The sequence below is a fragment of the Hydrogenophaga sp. genome (genome assembly GCF_051860785.1).
Taxonomy (GTDB): Bacteria; Pseudomonadota; Gammaproteobacteria; order Burkholderiales; family Burkholderiaceae_C; genus Hydrogenophaga.
Map to the genome: position 1 here is coordinate 1 of NZ_JBIMLB010000012.1, position 16,237 is coordinate 16,237.

Here is a 16,237-nt window from a genome sequence, read left to right on the forward strand (position 1 = left end):
GTCAGGTTTTTTCCGAGAACCAGATCTCAATGTTTTCAAGCACTTAACGAAGTGGGGCACTATGAACAAGCCATTGCGCGCGCTTCGGCCTGCAGCTCGTCGGTGATATAGCCCGAGGCCACGGCCACGGGCAGTGAGGGGTTGAGGGCAAGCACGGCGCGGGCCACGTCCAGGCCGGACATGCCGGGCATGTTGAAGTCGGTCAGCAGGAGCTGGAAGGCCTGCGGATCGGCCTGCACGGCCTCGATGGCCAGGCGCTGCTCGGTGAATGCGGTCACGCGGTAGCCCCGGCGCTCGAGCAGACGGCGCACCAGGAACACCAGCGTGTCGTCGTCGTCCAGGTACAGGATGTGCGGTGCCGGATCAGGCGATGCGTCGGCCATGGAAAGGGTCTCCGTTGCGGCGAGGTCGCCCCGCTCATGCGGGATGCCGACCATTGTGACGGCATCAGCGGCCTTTGTCGCAGCGGCCACTGCACACTTGTGCAAGCTCTCCTCGGTGGCAGCGGGGAAATAAAGCGTGAACGCGGTACCCCGGCCTGGCTGGCTCTGCACTTCGATGGCACCGCCATGCATCTGCACGATGCCCAGCACCACGGGCAAGCCCAGTCCTGTGCCCTTGCCCACCGCCTTGGTGGTGAAGAACGGCTCAAAGATACGGCTGCTCACCGCCTCGCTCATGCCACAGCCCGTGTCACTCACCCTCACGCGCACCGCATCGACCCGCGCTTCCTCGCAGGTTCTGGCCACCTCCATCGGCAGGCGGGCATCCCCACCCGCCATGCGATCGACCTGGAACTCCACCCGCCCCGGCTGGCCCTGCAGCGCATGCACGGCGTTGGTTCCCAGGTTGATCAACACCTGTCCCAGCTGGGTCGAATCACCCAGAAGGGGGGGTGTATCGCGGTGGCACTCGTGAAGCAGTTGCACCTGCGGTGGCATCGCCGCGCGCAGCAGGGCGGAAGATTCGGCCACGATGTCGCCCACGTGCACCACCGTGCGTTCAGCCGGCTGTTGCCGGCTGAACGCCAGGATCTGCCGCACCAGCTCACGCCCACGCCGCGCCGCGGTGCTGATCTCGTGCAGGCTCTCGCGGGCGGGCGCCTCGGGCGTGAGGTCCTGGCGGGCCAGATCGGCGTTGCCCAGGATGGCGGCCAGGATGTTGTTGAAATCGTGCGCCACGCCACCGGCCAGCGTGCCCAGTGCTTCCATCTTCTGCGATTGGGCCAGCTGGTTCTGCAACCGCTTCTGCTGAGCCTGCACTTCGCGCAGCGAGGTGATGTCGATGAACGTGAGCACCACGTGGTGCAACCCGCCCTGCGGGGTGTTCTCGGGATAGGCGTTGCACAGCGCCCAGCGCACCTCTTCGGCCGAAGCCACCGGCACGCCGATGATCACGCTGCGCACCGGCTGACCCGTGGCCAGCACGCGCTCGAACGGCATTTCGTGCCGACGCATGGCCTGACCGTCTTCGCGCAGCATGCTCCAGTTGCCCACCGTGGGCTCGGGCAGCGCGGCGTTGGCTCCGCCCTCGCTCCAGCCCAGGAAGGCACGGGCGGCGCTGTTGATGGTGACCAGCGTGTGATCGGGCCGGAAGACCATCACGCCCGCACTGAGGTTGTCGATGAGAGCGCGCGACTCGGCCTCGCGGGCCAGCAGGCCCTGACGTGCTCGGTCGCCCTCCTGGCGCAGGCGGTGCGACAGCAGCGCACCATACAGCACCACGCGCAGCAGGCGCGCCAGGATGAAGAAAAAGAGGAGGATCGGCGCTGCGGTTGAAAGCGGCACGCCGCCCATCGGGACCGCCACGGCAAAAGCGAGCAGCACCGATATCTCGGCCACCGAGAGCACCTTGAGCGCCTGCAACTCGGGAACCCGGCGTTGCGGGTCGGCAAGATCCATGTCGCGCAGGGCCAGCAGGACGATCGCCACCGCAGTCAGCACAAAAAATAGCTGGCGCAACGCGGGCAGGTCCCACACCACCAGCAGAACCACCTGGACCAACACCGCCGCGAGCGAGGCCAGGACCACGCGCCACTTCGGACAGGAGAAACCCAGGTAGCTGCGCAAACCCATCCAGGCCAGCAAGGGCGCGATCGTCAACACCGCGTTGGACACGCTGATCGTGAACAGCTCAGGCGCGAAGCCGCGCATCGACAGGCCGACCGATCCCACGATCGCCACCAGGGCAGCCACCGCCCACCAGCCTGGTCCGCCGATGGTGGGGTAGCGCCGCATCTGGCCCCAGAAGACCAGGGCAATGAGCACATCAATGCCGACCCGAAGGGCCAGCAGGGTCGGCATGTCAAACAACATGGAGGACGAGGACAGACATCACAGGTGATTGGAGCATGCCGCCTCGATGCAGAAGCTCCGAATAGGACCGCAAAACGACCGCAAGTCCGCGCGATCGCTGATCACGCTGGCAGACGCCTCTGTGACTCGCCGGGTCCGTACAGTCGCTGCGGGGACAAATCGCGCGCATCTCACTGTCACAGAATCCCGGCCATGGGAACGCTTTACCTCGTGCGCCACGGCCAGGCCTCGTTTGGCGCCAACGACTACGACCAGCTCAGCGAGCTCGGACACAGGCAGAGCGTGCAACTCGGCCGGCACTGGGCAGAGCGCGGACTGGTCTTCGACGCCGTCATCACCGGCACGCTTCGACGCCACCAGCAGACCTGGACCGGCATTGCCGAGGGAGCCGGCTTGGACTTTCAACCGCTCGCCTGGCCCGGACTGAACGAGTACGACAGCGAGGCCGTGATCCGGGCCATTCACCCGCACCCACTGGAGAAGGCGCGATCGGCCCAGGAGGCGCCCGAGCTGTACCGCCACCATTTCCGACTGCTGCGCGACGGTCTGGCGCAGTGGATGGCCGGCACCGTGAGCCCGCGCGGCATGCCCAGCTACACCGAGTTCGTGGCCGGCATCACCGGCGCGCTGGACCACGTGCGGGCCACCCACCATGGCCAGAACGTGCTCCTGGTCTCCAGCGGCGGACCGATCTCCACCGCGGTGGGCCGCGTGCTCGGACTGAGCCCGGAAGCCACGATCGAGTTGAACCTGCGCATCCGCAACAGCGCGGTGACAGAGTTCCAGTTCAACCCCAAGCGGCACACGCTGCTGAGCTACAACACGCTGCCCCACCTCAACAGCAAGGAATTCGACGGCTGGATTACCTATGCATGAAAAGCGCCCCCACGCTCCACCGCTGCGCGGGTCGCTGCCCCCCAAGGGGGCTGATCCGGCTTGGGGTGGCCCGGCGCCGGATCGCTTGCGTCAGCCTGCGGCTTTGTAGGCGGTGCGGTCACTGAGTGTGTCCGCGGGCAACTGATCGATTTCCGACAGCATGCGCGCCAGCGAGCGGCCTGCGGCTTCGACCACGGCACGGCCCTTGTCGGCCGAGGCGGCGCGCGCATTGCCCACCGCGCCGTTGGCGTTGTAGTCCTGCATCTGCCAGCCCAGCTTCGCGGTCTTGCCGTTGCCGAGGATGGGGAAGTCGGGAGCGCGCTCCTGCGAACTGGAGCGAAAGTATTCGGCCTGCGCCATGCGCACCCGCCCGGGCGCGAGCGCCAGCATGAGCGAGGTCTCGATCTCGCCGGCGTGGATGCCGAAGCGGTGTTCTTCGCTGCTGAAGAGGTCGGCCAGGTCCTGGCCCTGCGCATCGATCAGCGGCAGGTTGAACCAGCTCAGGCTGTAGACCAGCAGCCCCAGGCGCGCACGCAGGTCGCGCGCCACCAGATCGAGCGCGCCAACCTGGCCCCCATGCGCGTTGAACAGCACCAGCTTCTTCACGCCGCTGGCGGCCACGCACTCGCCGAGCTCGGTCCAGATGCGCATGAGCGTGTCGGCCTTGAGCGTGAGCGTGCCGGGAAAACGCGTGTGCTCGGGGCTGAAGCCCACGGCCTGTGTGGGCAGGAACAGCACCGGCAACGGAGCAGGAATGTGCGGCAGCGCGGCCTGCACCACGCCATTGACGATGTCGGTGTCCACCGAGAGCGGCAGGTGCGGCCCGTGTTGTTCGGTGGCCGCCACTGGCAGCACGGCAATGGCCCGCGCCGTGTCCAGCGAGGCGAAATCGGCAGTGGTGAGATCGGACCAGAAGCGGGAGGCGGTGGGCATGTGCGCATCTTAAGCCCGCCCCGTAAGATGCCGCCATGACCCAGGATCTCTTTCGCCACGACGCCTACCTGACCCATTGCGACGCCACCGTGACGCGCATCGACGCCAACGGCATCGTGCTCGATCGCACCGTGTTCTACCCGCTGGGGGGCGGCCAGGCAGGCGACGCGGGCACGCTGACCCTGGGCGATAGCTCCGTGATCGTCATCGTGGACACGCGCAAGGACAAGGATGCCGAGGGACGAGCCACGGCCGACATCGTCCATGTCCCTGCACCCGGGCAGGAAGCGCTGCTGGCGCAAGTGAGCATCGGCAGCACGGTCACGGCCCGCATCGACTGGGCGCGCCGCCACCGCCTCATGCGTTTCCACACCGCCACGCACCTGCTCTGCCACCTGATTCCAGTGCCCGTCAATGGCTGCTCCATCACGCCGGACTACGCACGCATGGACCTGCACATGACCGACCCGCTGGACAAGGAAGCGCTGACGCAAGGCCTCGCCAGGCTGGTGGCCGAGGCGCACGCGCTCAGCGTGGGCGCCATCACCGACGCCGAACTCGATGCGAATCCGTCGCTGGTGAAAAGCATGAGCGTGGCGCCGCCGCGCGGCAGTGGCACGGTGCGCACCATCCGCATCGGCCACGACGCCGTGATGATCGACCTGCAACCCTGCGGTGGAACGCACGTGGCGAACACGTCGGAGATCGGCCGGGTGGTCGTCACGAAAATCGAGAAGAAGTCCGCAACCACCCGGCGGGTGGTCCTGGGGTTCCAGGAATAGGACTCGAAGCAACGATCCGGCGCCGGGCCGCCCCAAGCCGGATCAGCCCCCTCGGGGGGCAGCGACCCGCGCAGCGGCGGAGCGTGGGGGCGCTATGCGTAAATCCACTGTCGGGACCACGGAAGACGCGCAGCGCTCTCCCCCGAAGGCCGGCACAGCACCTGGTAGATCGACACTTCATCGTGTTCGAACGCCCAGGCGCAGCCAGCGAGGTACACGCGCCAGATGCGCCAGCGTCTTTCGTCCACCAGCGGTTTGATCTGCGCGGTGCGCGCCTCGAAGGCCTCGCTCCAGAGCTGGGTGGTGCGCATGTAGTGGCGGCGCAGGTTCTCGATGTCGAAGGCCTCCAGCCCACCTTCCTGAAGCGTGCGCAAGACCGTGCTGAGGTGTGGCAGTTCGCCCTGCGGGAACACGTAGCGATCGATGAAGCTGCCGCCACCATGCCGGGTCTCGCCGTCGTAGGGGTCGGTGCTGGTGATGCCGTGGTTCATGGCCCAGCCGTCGGGCTTGAGCAGCTTGCGGATGTGGCCGAAGTACGCCACCAGATGGTTCAGCCCGACGTGCTCGAACATGCCCACGCTGGTGATGCGGTCGAACGGGCCGTCCTTCACGTCGCGGTAGTCCTGCAGGCGGATGTCGATGCGGTCTTCGAGACCGGCCGCGCGCACGCGCTCGCGCGCCAGCTCGTACTGGTTCTTCGACAAGGTCACGCCCACGCACTGGGCGCCGTACTTCTGTGCCGCGCGCAACACCAGCGCCCCCCAGCCGCAACCGATATCCAGCAGGCGCTGACCCGGATGCAACCGGATCTTGGTCAGGATGTGGTCGATCTTTCTCACCTGGGCTTCTGCCAGGTTCTCGTCGCCCGTCTCGAAGTAGCCGCAGGAATAGACCATGCGCTCGTCCAGCCACTGCGCATAGAACTCGTTGGACACGTCGTAGTGGTACTGGATGGCTTCGCTGTCGCTGTCGCGCGTGTGGCTGAAGCGTCGGCGCAGGCGGCCGAGCAGCCCGCCCTCGGGCTGCGCGTTCTCCGCCAGCCGATGTGCAATCGCGACGATGTCGGGCAAGGAGCCTTCCACATCGATCAGGCCCTCCACATAGGCCTGGCCCAGGGTGTCCAGCCCGGGGTCGATCAGCAGCGGCAGTGCAGAGGCATCGCGCACGCGAATCTCCACGCTGGGTTGCTGGAACTCACCCAGTTCGATGGACGAGGTACCCCGCTCGCCCCAACTCAGGCGAACCGGCAGGTTCACCCGCGACTTCATTCTTTGCGCCCACGGCAGCAGGGCGCGCTCAACGATCGATCCCATGCATCAACCTCCAAGCCAGTCGTCCGTCCATTCCCTCTTCCAGTTTGTACCGAAATGGCAAAACCTTGTGAAGTCAGCGCACTCTGACAAACCAACAGCGTTGACTTATATTGCTGGGTTCTCGCGCCACCCGCTGCGGCGCCAGGAACTTGGGCGCGCGCCGCCCCTCCTACCCCGGCACCCTCCATCCGCCAAGCCCCACATGCCCGCGCCACTTCCGCCTTTTGCCACCCGTGCCCGCCTGTGCGCCGCCGCCCTGCTGGCCGCGCTGCTGCCCTTTTCGGTGCCGGCACAGGGCCTGCTGGCGGACAAGCCCACCGCCACGGTGGTGCAGAGCGAACAGGCACGCGCCGAGCTGATGGCGCACGCGCCCGATGGCGCCGGGCCGGGCAAGCCCGTCTGGGTGGGCCTGCAGCTCACCCACGCGCCCGAGTGGCACACCTACTGGAAGAACTCTGGCGACTCCGGCCTGCCCACCGAATTGCAATGGACCCTGCCGCCGGGAGTGACTGCCGGCCCCATTGCCTGGCCCACGCCGCGCAAATTCCCGCTCGGCAACCTGGCCAACTACGGCTACGACGGCACCGTGGTGCTGCCCGTCCCGCTCAGCGTCGCACCCGATTTCGTGGGCGAGCACATCGACATCAAGCTCTACGCCGCCTGGCTGGTCTGCCGCAAGGAATGCATTCCCGAGGAAGGCAACTTCACGCTGCGCATCCCGGTGCAGGGCTCGATGGGCAGCAACGGGGCCGCGTTCGAGGCCAGCTTCAAGGCGGCGCCCAGGGACCAGGCCGCCAGCGACAGCCGCGCCGAACCCGCGCCAGCCACCCTCCAGGTTTCGCTGGCCGGTCTGCCCGCCGCTTGGCGCGGTCAGAAGCTGGAATTCTTCCCCGAGACCCCGGGCCTGATCGAGCCCGGTGCCGCCTGGAAACAGGCATGGGAAGGTGAGCGCTGGACGGCCGATGTGCCGCTCTCGCCCCACCGCAGCGAAAGCCCGGCCCGGCTCGCGCTGGTGGTCGCCCAGGCCGATCCCCCCGGCCAGGGGCCCGGTGCGCCCGGCGTGCGGCTGGACGTGCCGGTGCAGGGCGCGTGGCCCGCCGGTGCACCCCAGGCCGCTGCGGTGCCCGACGCACTGCAGGCCGCGCTCGATGCCAACGCGGCGCGCGTGAGCGCCCCGGTGAGCAGCGCAACCAAGCTCACACTGGGCGCAGCGCTGCTGGGTGCCCTGCTCGGCGGCCTGATCCTCAACCTCATGCCTTGCGTGTTCCCGGTGCTGGCCATCAAGGTGATGGCCTTTGCGAAGCACGCCGACGACCGCCAGGCGCATCGCGCCAACGGCCTGGCCTACGCCGCTGGCGTGGTGCTGTCCTTCACCGCGCTCGGCGCCTTGCTGCTGGCGCTGCGCGCCGCCGGGGAGCAGCTGGGCTGGGGCTTCCAGTTGCAAAGCCCCGCCGTGGTGGCCGCGCTCGCCGCGCTGTTCACCCTCATCGGCCTGAACCTGGCTGGCCTGTTCGAGTTCGGCCACGTGCTGCCCAGCCGTGTGGCCAGCCTGCAGGCGAAGAACCCCACGGTCGACGCCTTCCTGACCGGCGTGCTCGCCACGGCCATCGCCTCGCCCTGCACCGCGCCGTTCATGGGCGCATCGCTGGGCCTGGCCGTCGGCCTGCCGGCAGCGCAGGCACTGGCGGTGTTTGCCGTGCTCGGCCTGGGCATGGCGCTGCCCTACCTGGCGGCGAGCTGGGTACCGGCGGTGGCGCGCGCGTTGCCTCGTCCGGGTCCGTGGATGAACACTTTCCGCCACCTGATGGCCTTCCCGATGTTCGCCACCGTGGTGTGGCTGCTGTGGGTGCTGGGACAACAAAGCGGCATCGACGGCGCGGCCGCGCTGCTCATGCTGCTGGTGGTGCTGGCGCTGCTGGTGTGGGCACTCGGCTTGCGCGGCCGGGGCCGCACCGTCATCGCCGGCCTATCGCTGGCGGGCCTGGCCTGGCTGGGTTGGGCCATCGGCCCGAACATCACGCGCCTGCAGGAAGCCACGCCGGGCCAGGCCGTGGCCACCTCCGTGAGCGGTGTGAGCTGGCAACCCTGGAGCCCGCAGGCGCAGGCCGATCTGATCGCAGAGGGTCGCCCGGTGTTCGTCGATTTCACCGCCGCCTGGTGCGTGACCTGCCAGTACAACAAGCGCACCACGCTGGCCGACGCCACCGTGCTCGGCGACATGGCCGGCAAGAACGTGGCGCTGCTGCGCGCCGACTGGACGCGCCGCGACCCCGCCGTGACCGCCGCCCTGGCTGGCCTGGGCCGCAACGGCGTACCGGTGTACGCGATCTACAAGAACGGGCAGACTACGCAGGTGCTGTCCGAAGTGTTGACTGTCGAGGAGGTTCGTGCGGCGCTGGCCCAGCTCTAGCGCCGTCTGTTTTTCATCGTCCTTATTCAGGAGTTCCACCATGCAACGCCGTCCCTTGCTCGCCCTCGCCGCCTTCTCGCCATTTGGCACGCTGCTGGTCACGCCCGCGTTCGCGGCGGTCGGTGTGGGTCAGGCTGCGCCCGATTTCACCCTCACGGACACCGCCGGCAAGCCGGTCAAGCTTTCCGACTTCAAGGGCAAGACCGTGGTGCTGGAATGGAACAACCCCGGTTGCCCCTTCGTGCGCAAGCACTACCAGGGCAACATGCAGTCGCTGCAAAAAGAAGCCACCAGCCAGGGCGCGGTGTGGCTGACCATCAACTCCACGCGCGACGACAGCGCCGACTACCAGTCCCCGCAACAACTCGGCCGCTGGATGACCGAGCAGAAGGCCAGTCCCACGGCCACGCTGATGGATGAGGACGGCAAGGTGGGCGAAGCCTACGCGGCGCGCGTTACGCCGCACATGTACATCGTCAGCGCGCAGGGCACGCTGGTCTACGTTGGCGGCATCGACAGCATTCCCTCGGCGCGGGTGGACGACATTCCGAAGGCCACCAACTACGTGCGCCAGGGCCTGGGCGAGCTGCGTGCCGGCAAGCCGGTGAGCGTGGCCACCAGCCGCGCCTACGGCTGCAGCATCAAGTACAAGAGCGGCGCGGCGTAGCTTTGCCACCCCCCGCGTCGCCTACGGCGCCACCCCCCTTGGAGGGGGGCGACAACTGGGGCCGGCGGAGCCGGACCCTCGTTGTCTCGCGAGGCGTCTTGTAGCGCGCCTGCAGACCGCACTTCGGTGGCTCGGTTAATCTCTCTGCCCACCCCTGCCACTTCCCGCTCCGCCCATGCCCTTCGCCCCGCTCCAGAACGACACCTTTCTCCGCGCCTGCCTGCGCCAGTCCACCGAACACACGCCGGTGTGGCTCATGCGCCAGGCGGGTCGCTATCTGCCCGAGTACCGCGACACACGCGCCAAGGCAGGCAGCTTCATGGGACTGGCCACCAATGTGGACTACGCGACCGAGGTGACGCTGCAGCCGCTGGAACGCTACGCGCTGGATGCGGCCATTCTGTTTTCCGACATCCTCACCGTGCCCGATGCCATGGGCCTGGGCCTGTCGTTCGCGCTGGGAGAAGGCCCGAAATTCGCGAAGACGGTGCGCACGGAAGCCGATGTGGCCACACTGGCGGTGCCCGACATGGACAAGCTGCGCTACGTGTTCGACGCGGTGACCTCCATCCGCAAGGCGCTCAATGGCCGCGTTCCACTCATCGGCTTCTCGGGCAGCCCGTGGACGCTGGCCTGCTACATGGTGGAGGGCGGAGGCTCGGACGATTACCGTGCGGTGAAGTCGCTCATGTACAGCCGTCCTGACCTCATGCACCGCATCCTGGCGATCAACGCCGATGCGGTGGCCGCTTACCTGAATGCACAGATCGAGGCCGGGGCGCAGGCGGTGATGGTGTTCGACAGCTGGGGTGGCGTGCTGGCCGATGGCAAGTTCCAGGACTTCAGCCTGGCCTACACGCGCCGCGTGCTGGCCCGGTTGCACCGGGAACACGACGGCACCACCATCCCGCGCATCGTCTTCACCAAGGGCGGCGGCCTGTGGCTCGACGACATGAAGGGACTGGACTGTGAGGCGCTCGGCCTGGACTGGACCGTGAACCTGGGCCGTGCACGCGCGCAGGTGGGCGAAGGCCCGCAGGGCAAGGCCCTGCAGGGCAACATCGATCCCAACGTGCTGTTCGCGCCGCCCGAGCGCATCGACGCTGAAGTGGCCGCTGTGCTGGAGAGCTTCGGCACACCGCACCAGGGGGCAGGCACTGGCGCCACCCACATCTTCAACCTGGGGCATGGCATCAGCCAGTACACGCCACCGGAACACGTGTCGGTGCTGGTGGACGCGGTGCACCGCCATTCGCGTCGACTGCGGGCGAAGGCCTGAGGCGCTGCGAATTCTGCAGCTTGGCAGGCCTTTGTTCATGCGGGTTCGCAGCCCTTTTCGGGGCCGAATTCCTGCCCGGATCGACTGCCTCCCGGCGTCTGCGGAATAGGGCTTAACACAAAAATCAGCGAAAAAGGCACTTGACAAGGCTTACTTATGCACAAAACTTGTGTTGCGGTGCGCCATAGCCAGGCAAGCCGCGCCAATCGCCATCTCCCCGACACAATCCAAGGCAAGTTGTTGATTCATAAGGGTTTTATTTTCTGCTTTTTTTGAAGGCAATTTAAGCAAACCCTTGATTTGCAAGGCTTCCGGCGCCGCAGGAGCAAACTATCAACAAAGTTATCCACAAAAAGTCTGGATATGTTCCGATGCACTTTCAAATCAAGCACTTAGCGTGCATTCCGACACAAAAGCTGAGGAAGCTGCGCTAACCATGACTTTCTGGCCCAACGTGGTCGTGGCCACCCCGGCACACAGTGGAGTGGCCGAAGGCCTCTGCTACCGAAGTGAGTTGTTGCTCGCGCCCGGCACGCTGGTTCGAGTGCCGCTGGGTGCGCGCGAGGTGCTGGGTGTGGTGTGGGAATGTCCGGACGCCGCGCCCGTCGGACTGAGCGAGGCGCGCACGCGCGACGTGGCGGGTGCGCTCGAAGGGCTGCCACCGCTCAACGACCGATGGCGCCAGCTGGTTCAGTTCACCGCGCGCTACTACCAGCGCAGCCTGGGCGAGGCGGCGCTGGCCGCGCTGCCACCGCAACTGCGCGATCTGAGCAACGTGCAGCTGGGACGCCGTCTCAAGCGCAGCGCGGGCCAGCCCCCCACACCGCCTCACGGCGAGGCCGATGGCCACGAGCTCAGCGCGGAACAGCTCGACGCGCTGGCCGCCCTGCATGCTGCGCGGGCGCCGGTGTTGTTGTTCGGTGCCACTGGCAGCGGCAAGACCGAGGTCTACCTGCAGGCCACGCTACGCGCGCTGGCCGAGCATGCGCAAGCCCAGGTGCTGGTGATGGTGCCGGAGATCAACCTCACGCCCCAGCTCGAGGCGCGCTTTCGCGAACGCTTCGAGCCCCTGTTCGGCGCAGGTGCCGTGGTCTGCCTGCACAGCGGCATGACACCCGCCCAGCGTCTGGCGAGCTGGCTGGCGGCTCACACGGGCCGCGCGCGCATCGTGCTGGGCACGCGCATGGCGGTGCTGGCCAGCCTGCCCGGGCTGCGCCTGATCGTGGTGGATGAAGAACACGACCCGAGCTACAAGAGCCAGGAGGGTGCGCGCTATTCGGCACGGGACCTGGCGGTGTACCGGGCCAAGGTGGAGAGCGAAGCGCTGGCCTCACAAGGCGCGCGCTGCCAGGTCGTGCTCGGCTCTGCCACGCCGTCGCTGGAGAGCTGGCACGCGGCCGAGCAGGGCCGCTACCTGCGCGTGGCCATGCCGGCGCGCATTGGCGGTGGCGCGCTGCCGCGCCTGCGCCTGGTGGACATGAACCACCAGCCCAAGGGCGCGGTGCTCGCGCCACCGCTGGTGGCCGCCATGGCCGAGCGCATCGCGCGTGGCGAGCAATGCCTGGTGCTGCTGAACCGCCGCGGCTACGCGCCGGTGCTGGCCTGCCACGACTGCGGCTGGAAAAGCGCCTGCCCGCATTGCAGCGCCTACCGCGTCTTTCACAAGCTCGACCGCACACTGCGCTGCCACCACTGCGGCCACACGGAGCGCGTGCCGCGCGCCTGCCCCGATTGCGGCAACCTCGACATCGCGCCCGTGGGCAAGGGGACCGAGCAACTGGAAGAGCAACTGGCCGGCCTGCTGGCCGACGTGAAGCGCCCCGACGGCGCACCGGCGCGCGTGGCGCGCATGGATGCCGACTCCACCCGGAACAAAGGCAGCCTGGAAGCCCAGCTCGCCACCATGCACAGTGGCGAAGTGGACGTGCTGGTCGGCACGCAGATGATCGCCAAGGGCCACGACTTCCGCCGCATCACGCTGGTGGCCGGCATCCACGCCGATGCGGGCCTCTTCGCCAGCGACTACCGCGCGCCCGAGCGGCTGTTCGCGCTGCTCATGCAGGCCGGTGGCCGGGCCGGTCGCGACGCCGCCTTCATGAGCGACCAGGGTGCGGCCAGCGAGATGTGGGTGCAGACCTGGTACCCGCAGCACCCGCTGTTCGATGCGCTGCGGCGGCACGATTACCCCGCCTTCGCCACCACGCAACTGGCCGAACGCGAGAGCGCGGGCATGCCACCGTTTGGCCACCAGGCCTTGCTGCGCGCCGACGCGCGCACCCAGCAGGCGGCACAGGCCTGGCTCAATGCGGCGGCCCAGGCAGCCACCGGGTTGCCGCATTTCGCGGACGTGATGCTCTACCCGGCGGTGCCGCTCACCATCCAGCGCGTGGCCAACGTGGAGCGCGCGCAGTTGCTGGTGGAATCGGCCTCGCGCGTTGCCTTGCAGCGTTTTCTGGCGGCCTGGCAGCCGACGCTGCTGGCCTGCCGCAGCCTGCCCGAAGCGCGGGGCCTGATCCGGTTCGCCGTGGACGTGGATCCGCTGACGGTCTAGGCGGCAAGCACCTCTTGCGCCGGCCACAACTGCTCGACGGTGTGGATCACGTCGCGCAACTTGAACGGCTGCAGCAGGAGCCGGCGCACGTCCAGTTCCTTGAGCTTCGTCACCAGCGCAGCATCGACCGCGCGCGCCATCACGGCCACCGGCATGCCGGCGTCGCAGCGAAAGCCGCCCGCGCGCAGGCGGGTCAGAAAGGCCAGCGAAGCTTCGCCCTCGGTGAGCGAGATCAGGAGCCCGTCGGGCAGGTCCGATTTCAGCCACTGCTCGCCCATCGCCACGCTGGTCACCTGGCTGACGCGCGCCAGCTGCATGTCACGGCAGACCGAAGAGACGGTGCTGCGAACCAGGCCATCGGGCTCGACCAGCAGCAGCGAGCGGGCGAAACCGCTTTGCGTGTCCGGGCTCACGAGATGGCCTCCTCGCGGCGGAACATTTCCTCCACCACCATGTCACGCAGCCCCCCGAGGATGGCCACGTCCAGGCGGTCGAACTGGCGCGGGCGCCGGTCCATGATGCACAGGGTGCCCACCACCTGGCCGTACGGCAGGCGCAGCACGGAGCCGGCGTAGAAGCGCACATAGGGCTTGCCGATCACCATCGGGTTGTCGCAGAAACGCTCGTCCTTCAGGGCGTCCTGCACCACCAGGGCATCGGGCATGTGGATGGCATGGTCGCAAAAGGACTCCTGGCGCGGCGTTTCGCGCTCCTCCATGCCGAATTGCGACTTGGACCAGAGGCGATCCCGATCGACCAGGGAGACCCGGGCCATCGGCACGTCGAATTCCTTGGCGGCAAAGGCAGAAATCCGGTCGAAGCGTTCTTCTGGCGGTGTATCGAGAATCAGCAGCTCGCGCAGGGCCGACAGCCGGTTGGACTCATTGCGGGGTAAGGGTGTCGACAACATGGGCATGGGGCAACTCCTGGCTCAAGTGGACGGCGCGGCGGGCGCCGATGGGTCTCGCGTACCAGAATGTCGGCAGGGTGACAGGAAAACTGAAGGGGAAAGGCCAAACATAAGTGAACTACGATATAAGCGATGGATTGCATAAAAGACTTTGGAGGCTCCCCATGCGCCACCCCTTTCTTCGTGCCCTGCTGACGCTGAGCCTGATCGTTCCTCTGTCCATCGGCGCCCAATCCCCCGAGGAACCGCCGATGCGCGTGGAGCAGGTGGCGCCGAACAGTTACTACGTGCAGGGTCTGACGCAACTCGGCTCGACGAAGAACCAGAACTTCATCAGCAATGCCGGCTTCGTGATCACGTCAGCTGGCGTGGTGGTGGTGGACGCGCTGGGCTCACCCCGCCTGGCCGAGCGGCTGACGCAGGCGATCCGCCAGTTGACCGACAAGCCGGTGACGCACGTGATCCTGACCCACTACCACGCGGACCACATCTACGGCCTGCAGTACTTCAAGCAGCAAGGGGCTCAGGTGATCGCGCACGTGGCGGCCAAGGAGTACATGCAGTCGGAAACCGCCCAGCTTCGCCTGGAGGCTTCGCGCACCGATCTGGCGCCGTGGATCGATGCCCGGACTCGACTGGTGGCCGCCGACACCTGGATCGAAGGCGACACCACCTTGCGCGTGGGCGGCGTGGTGTTCGAACTCGACCGCGTGGGTCCTTCGCACACGCCGGAGGACATCACGGTCTACGTGCCCTCCGAGAAGCTGCTGTTCGCGGGCGACCTGTTCTTCAACGGTCGCCTGCCCTTCGTCGGCAAGGCCAACAGCAGCCAGTGGATCCGCTCGCTGGACCGCCTGCTGGCCTACGATGCGCGCGCCGTGGTGCCGGGCCATGGCCCGGCATCGACCGACCCGAAGAAGGACATCGGCACGACGCGGAATTATTTGCGGCACCTGCGCCAGAGCATGGGCAAGGCCGTGGAGGATTTCGTGCCGTTCGAAGAAGCCTACGCCAGCACCGACTGGCGCGCGTTCGAGAGCATGCCGATGTTCGGTCCCGCCAACCGCATGAACGCCTACAACACATACCTGCTGATCGAGGAAGAGACCCTGGCCAAGGGCAAGCGCTGAGGGCGACGATGATCAGGTCATCAGCGCCACCGCACCCGAGAAGGTGAGGAAGGCGGCGGCGGTCGTCACCAGAATGATGCGCGCAATGCGCCCGTTGTCGGCGCCAAAGCGCTCGGCCAGCAGCGAGACGTTGCTGGCACTGGGCAGCGCGGCCGCGAGCACCATCACCGAGAGCGCCGCTGGCGACAGCGGCACACCGACCTGAATGGCCGCCGTGCCCACGGCCAGCACCAGCAGCGGGTGCAGCAGCAGTTTCATCAGTGCCACGGGCACGTAGTCCGACAGCGGCATCGGGTGGTTGGACTGCATCTGCGCGCGCGCCAGCACCGCACCGATGGTAAACAGCGCGACCGGCGACGCCGCATCGGCGAGCAGCCACACGGTCTGTTCCACCGGCTTGGGCAGGGTGAAGGCATACGCCGAGGCCACCGCCCCCAGCACGATGGACCAGGGCATGGGGTTGGTGGCCACCCCCTGCAAGGCCTTGCGGCCCGCGGCCATCATGGCCTGACCGCCATGGCCCTCGCCTTGGTCCAGCCGAGAGAGCGCGATGCACAGCGAGCTGGTGACCACCATGTCGATCAGCATGGTGAGGATCACGATGCCCACCACCTCGGAGCCCAGCAGCGCGGCCAGCAGCGGCACTCCCATGAAGCCGGTGTTGGGAAAGGCCGCCACGAGCGCGCCCAGCGAGGCGTCGTTCCAGCGGATGCGGGCGTTCATGGTGATGGCAATGGCAAACGCCACCATCACCAGGGCGCACACCAGGTACACACCGATCACCGAAGGGTCGAGCAGCGTGGCGATGGGCGTGGTGGAGCCGAACCGGTACAGCATGCACGGCAGCGCAAAGAACAGCACAAAGCCATTGAGCCCCGGGATTGCTTCCAGCGGCAGCATGCGCCGGCGCGCCGCCACGAAACCGGCGAGCACGAGCGCGAAGAAGGGAAACGTGACGAGCAGGATGTGCAGCACGGGTGCGATTGTGTCAGGCGCCGATCCGCCGGGTCGGTCAACCCTGGCCGGTATGATCGACCGCTTTCCCTGAAGCGTTTCCCGTCTCTCCTTCCC

General features: G+C 67.4%; 13 protein-coding genes. 7 read left to right on the forward strand and 6 right to left on the reverse strand.

The window, feature by feature from the left end; all coding sequences use genetic code 11:
• Positions 1-59: 59 nt before the first annotated feature.
• Positions 60-2,303, reverse strand: coding sequence for a hybrid sensor histidine kinase/response regulator (locus tag ACTIF6_RS15950; protein ID WP_439588909.1), 2,244 nt, complete (start codon positions 2,301-2,303; stop codon positions 60-62).
• Positions 2,304-2,507: 204 nt separating this feature from the next.
• On the opposite strand from ACTIF6_RS15950, the gene ACTIF6_RS15955 reads away from it, so the two are divergent.
• Positions 2,508-3,191, forward strand: coding sequence for a histidine phosphatase family protein (locus ACTIF6_RS15955; RefSeq protein ID WP_439588910.1), 684 nt, complete (start codon positions 2,508-2,510; stop codon positions 3,189-3,191).
• A 90-nt stretch (positions 3,192-3,281) separates the two neighbouring features.
• Here the strand turns inward: ACTIF6_RS15955 and ACTIF6_RS15960 are convergent, their stop codons facing one another.
• Positions 3,282-4,124, reverse strand: coding sequence for a creatininase family protein (locus ACTIF6_RS15960; protein ID WP_439588911.1), 843 nt, complete (start codon positions 4,122-4,124; stop codon positions 3,282-3,284).
• 35 nt (positions 4,125-4,159) lie between these two features.
• Between ACTIF6_RS15960 and ACTIF6_RS15965 the strand changes: the two genes are divergently transcribed.
• The gene (locus tag ACTIF6_RS15965; protein ID WP_439588912.1) at positions 4,160-4,906 is read left to right on the forward strand and encodes an alanyl-tRNA editing protein; all 747 of its coding nucleotides are present in this window, start codon (positions 4,160-4,162) and stop codon (positions 4,904-4,906) included.
• A 92-nt stretch (positions 4,907-4,998) separates the two neighbouring features.
• Here ACTIF6_RS15965 and ACTIF6_RS15970 read toward each other — a convergent pair whose 3' ends face one another.
• Positions 4,999-6,219, reverse strand: coding sequence for a class I SAM-dependent methyltransferase (locus ACTIF6_RS15970; protein ID WP_439588913.1), 1,221 nt, complete (start codon positions 6,217-6,219; stop codon positions 4,999-5,001).
• Between the two features lie 202 nt (positions 6,220-6,421).
• Between ACTIF6_RS15970 and ACTIF6_RS15975 the strand changes: the two genes are divergently transcribed.
• The 4 genes from ACTIF6_RS15975 to priA all read left to right on the forward strand — a co-directional run bounded on the left by ACTIF6_RS15975 (position 6,422) and on the right by priA (position 13,126).
• The gene (locus ACTIF6_RS15975) at positions 6,422-8,629 is read left to right on the forward strand and encodes a protein-disulfide reductase DsbD family protein (RefSeq protein WP_439588914.1); all 2,208 of its coding nucleotides are present in this window, start codon (positions 6,422-6,424) and stop codon (positions 8,627-8,629) included.
• A 40-nt stretch (positions 8,630-8,669) separates the two neighbouring features.
• Entirely contained in the window at positions 8,670-9,296 is a 627-nt protein-coding gene (locus tag ACTIF6_RS15980; protein ID WP_439588915.1) for a redoxin domain-containing protein, read from the forward strand.
• Between the two features lie 175 nt (positions 9,297-9,471).
• Entirely contained in the window at positions 9,472-10,575 is a 1,104-nt protein-coding gene (gene hemE / locus ACTIF6_RS15985; RefSeq protein ID WP_439588916.1) for a uroporphyrinogen decarboxylase, read from the forward strand.
• 436 nt (positions 10,576-11,011) lie between these two features.
• On the forward strand, positions 11,012-13,126 hold the full coding sequence (gene priA, locus ACTIF6_RS15990) for a replication restart helicase PriA (protein WP_439588917.1): 2,115 nt from the start codon (positions 11,012-11,014) through the stop codon (positions 13,124-13,126).
• On the opposite strand, the gene ACTIF6_RS15995 is transcribed toward priA, so the two are convergent.
• Entirely contained in the window at positions 13,123-13,539 is a 417-nt protein-coding gene (locus ACTIF6_RS15995) for a histidine kinase (protein ID WP_439588918.1), read from the reverse strand. The genes priA and ACTIF6_RS15995 overlap by 4 nt on opposite strands.
• Positions 13,536-14,042, reverse strand: a complete 507-nt coding sequence (locus ACTIF6_RS16000; RefSeq protein ID WP_439588919.1) for a GAF domain-containing protein — start codon at positions 14,040-14,042, stop codon at positions 13,536-13,538. The genes ACTIF6_RS15995 and ACTIF6_RS16000 overlap by 4 nt, the downstream gene beginning before the upstream one ends.
• 158 nt (positions 14,043-14,200) lie before the next feature.
• Here ACTIF6_RS16000 and ACTIF6_RS16005 point away from each other — a divergent pair, with 158 nt between their 5' ends.
• A complete protein-coding gene (locus ACTIF6_RS16005; protein WP_439588920.1) occupies positions 14,201-15,166 on the forward strand; it encodes an MBL fold metallo-hydrolase in 966 nt (321 codons plus the stop codon).
• Positions 15,167-15,178: 12 nt separating this feature from the next.
• Here the strand turns inward: ACTIF6_RS16005 and ACTIF6_RS16010 are convergent, their stop codons facing one another.
• On the reverse strand, positions 15,179-16,141 hold the full coding sequence (locus ACTIF6_RS16010; RefSeq protein WP_439588921.1) for an AEC family transporter: 963 nt from the start codon (positions 16,139-16,141) through the stop codon (positions 15,179-15,181).
• Positions 16,142-16,237: the final 96 nt, after the last annotated feature.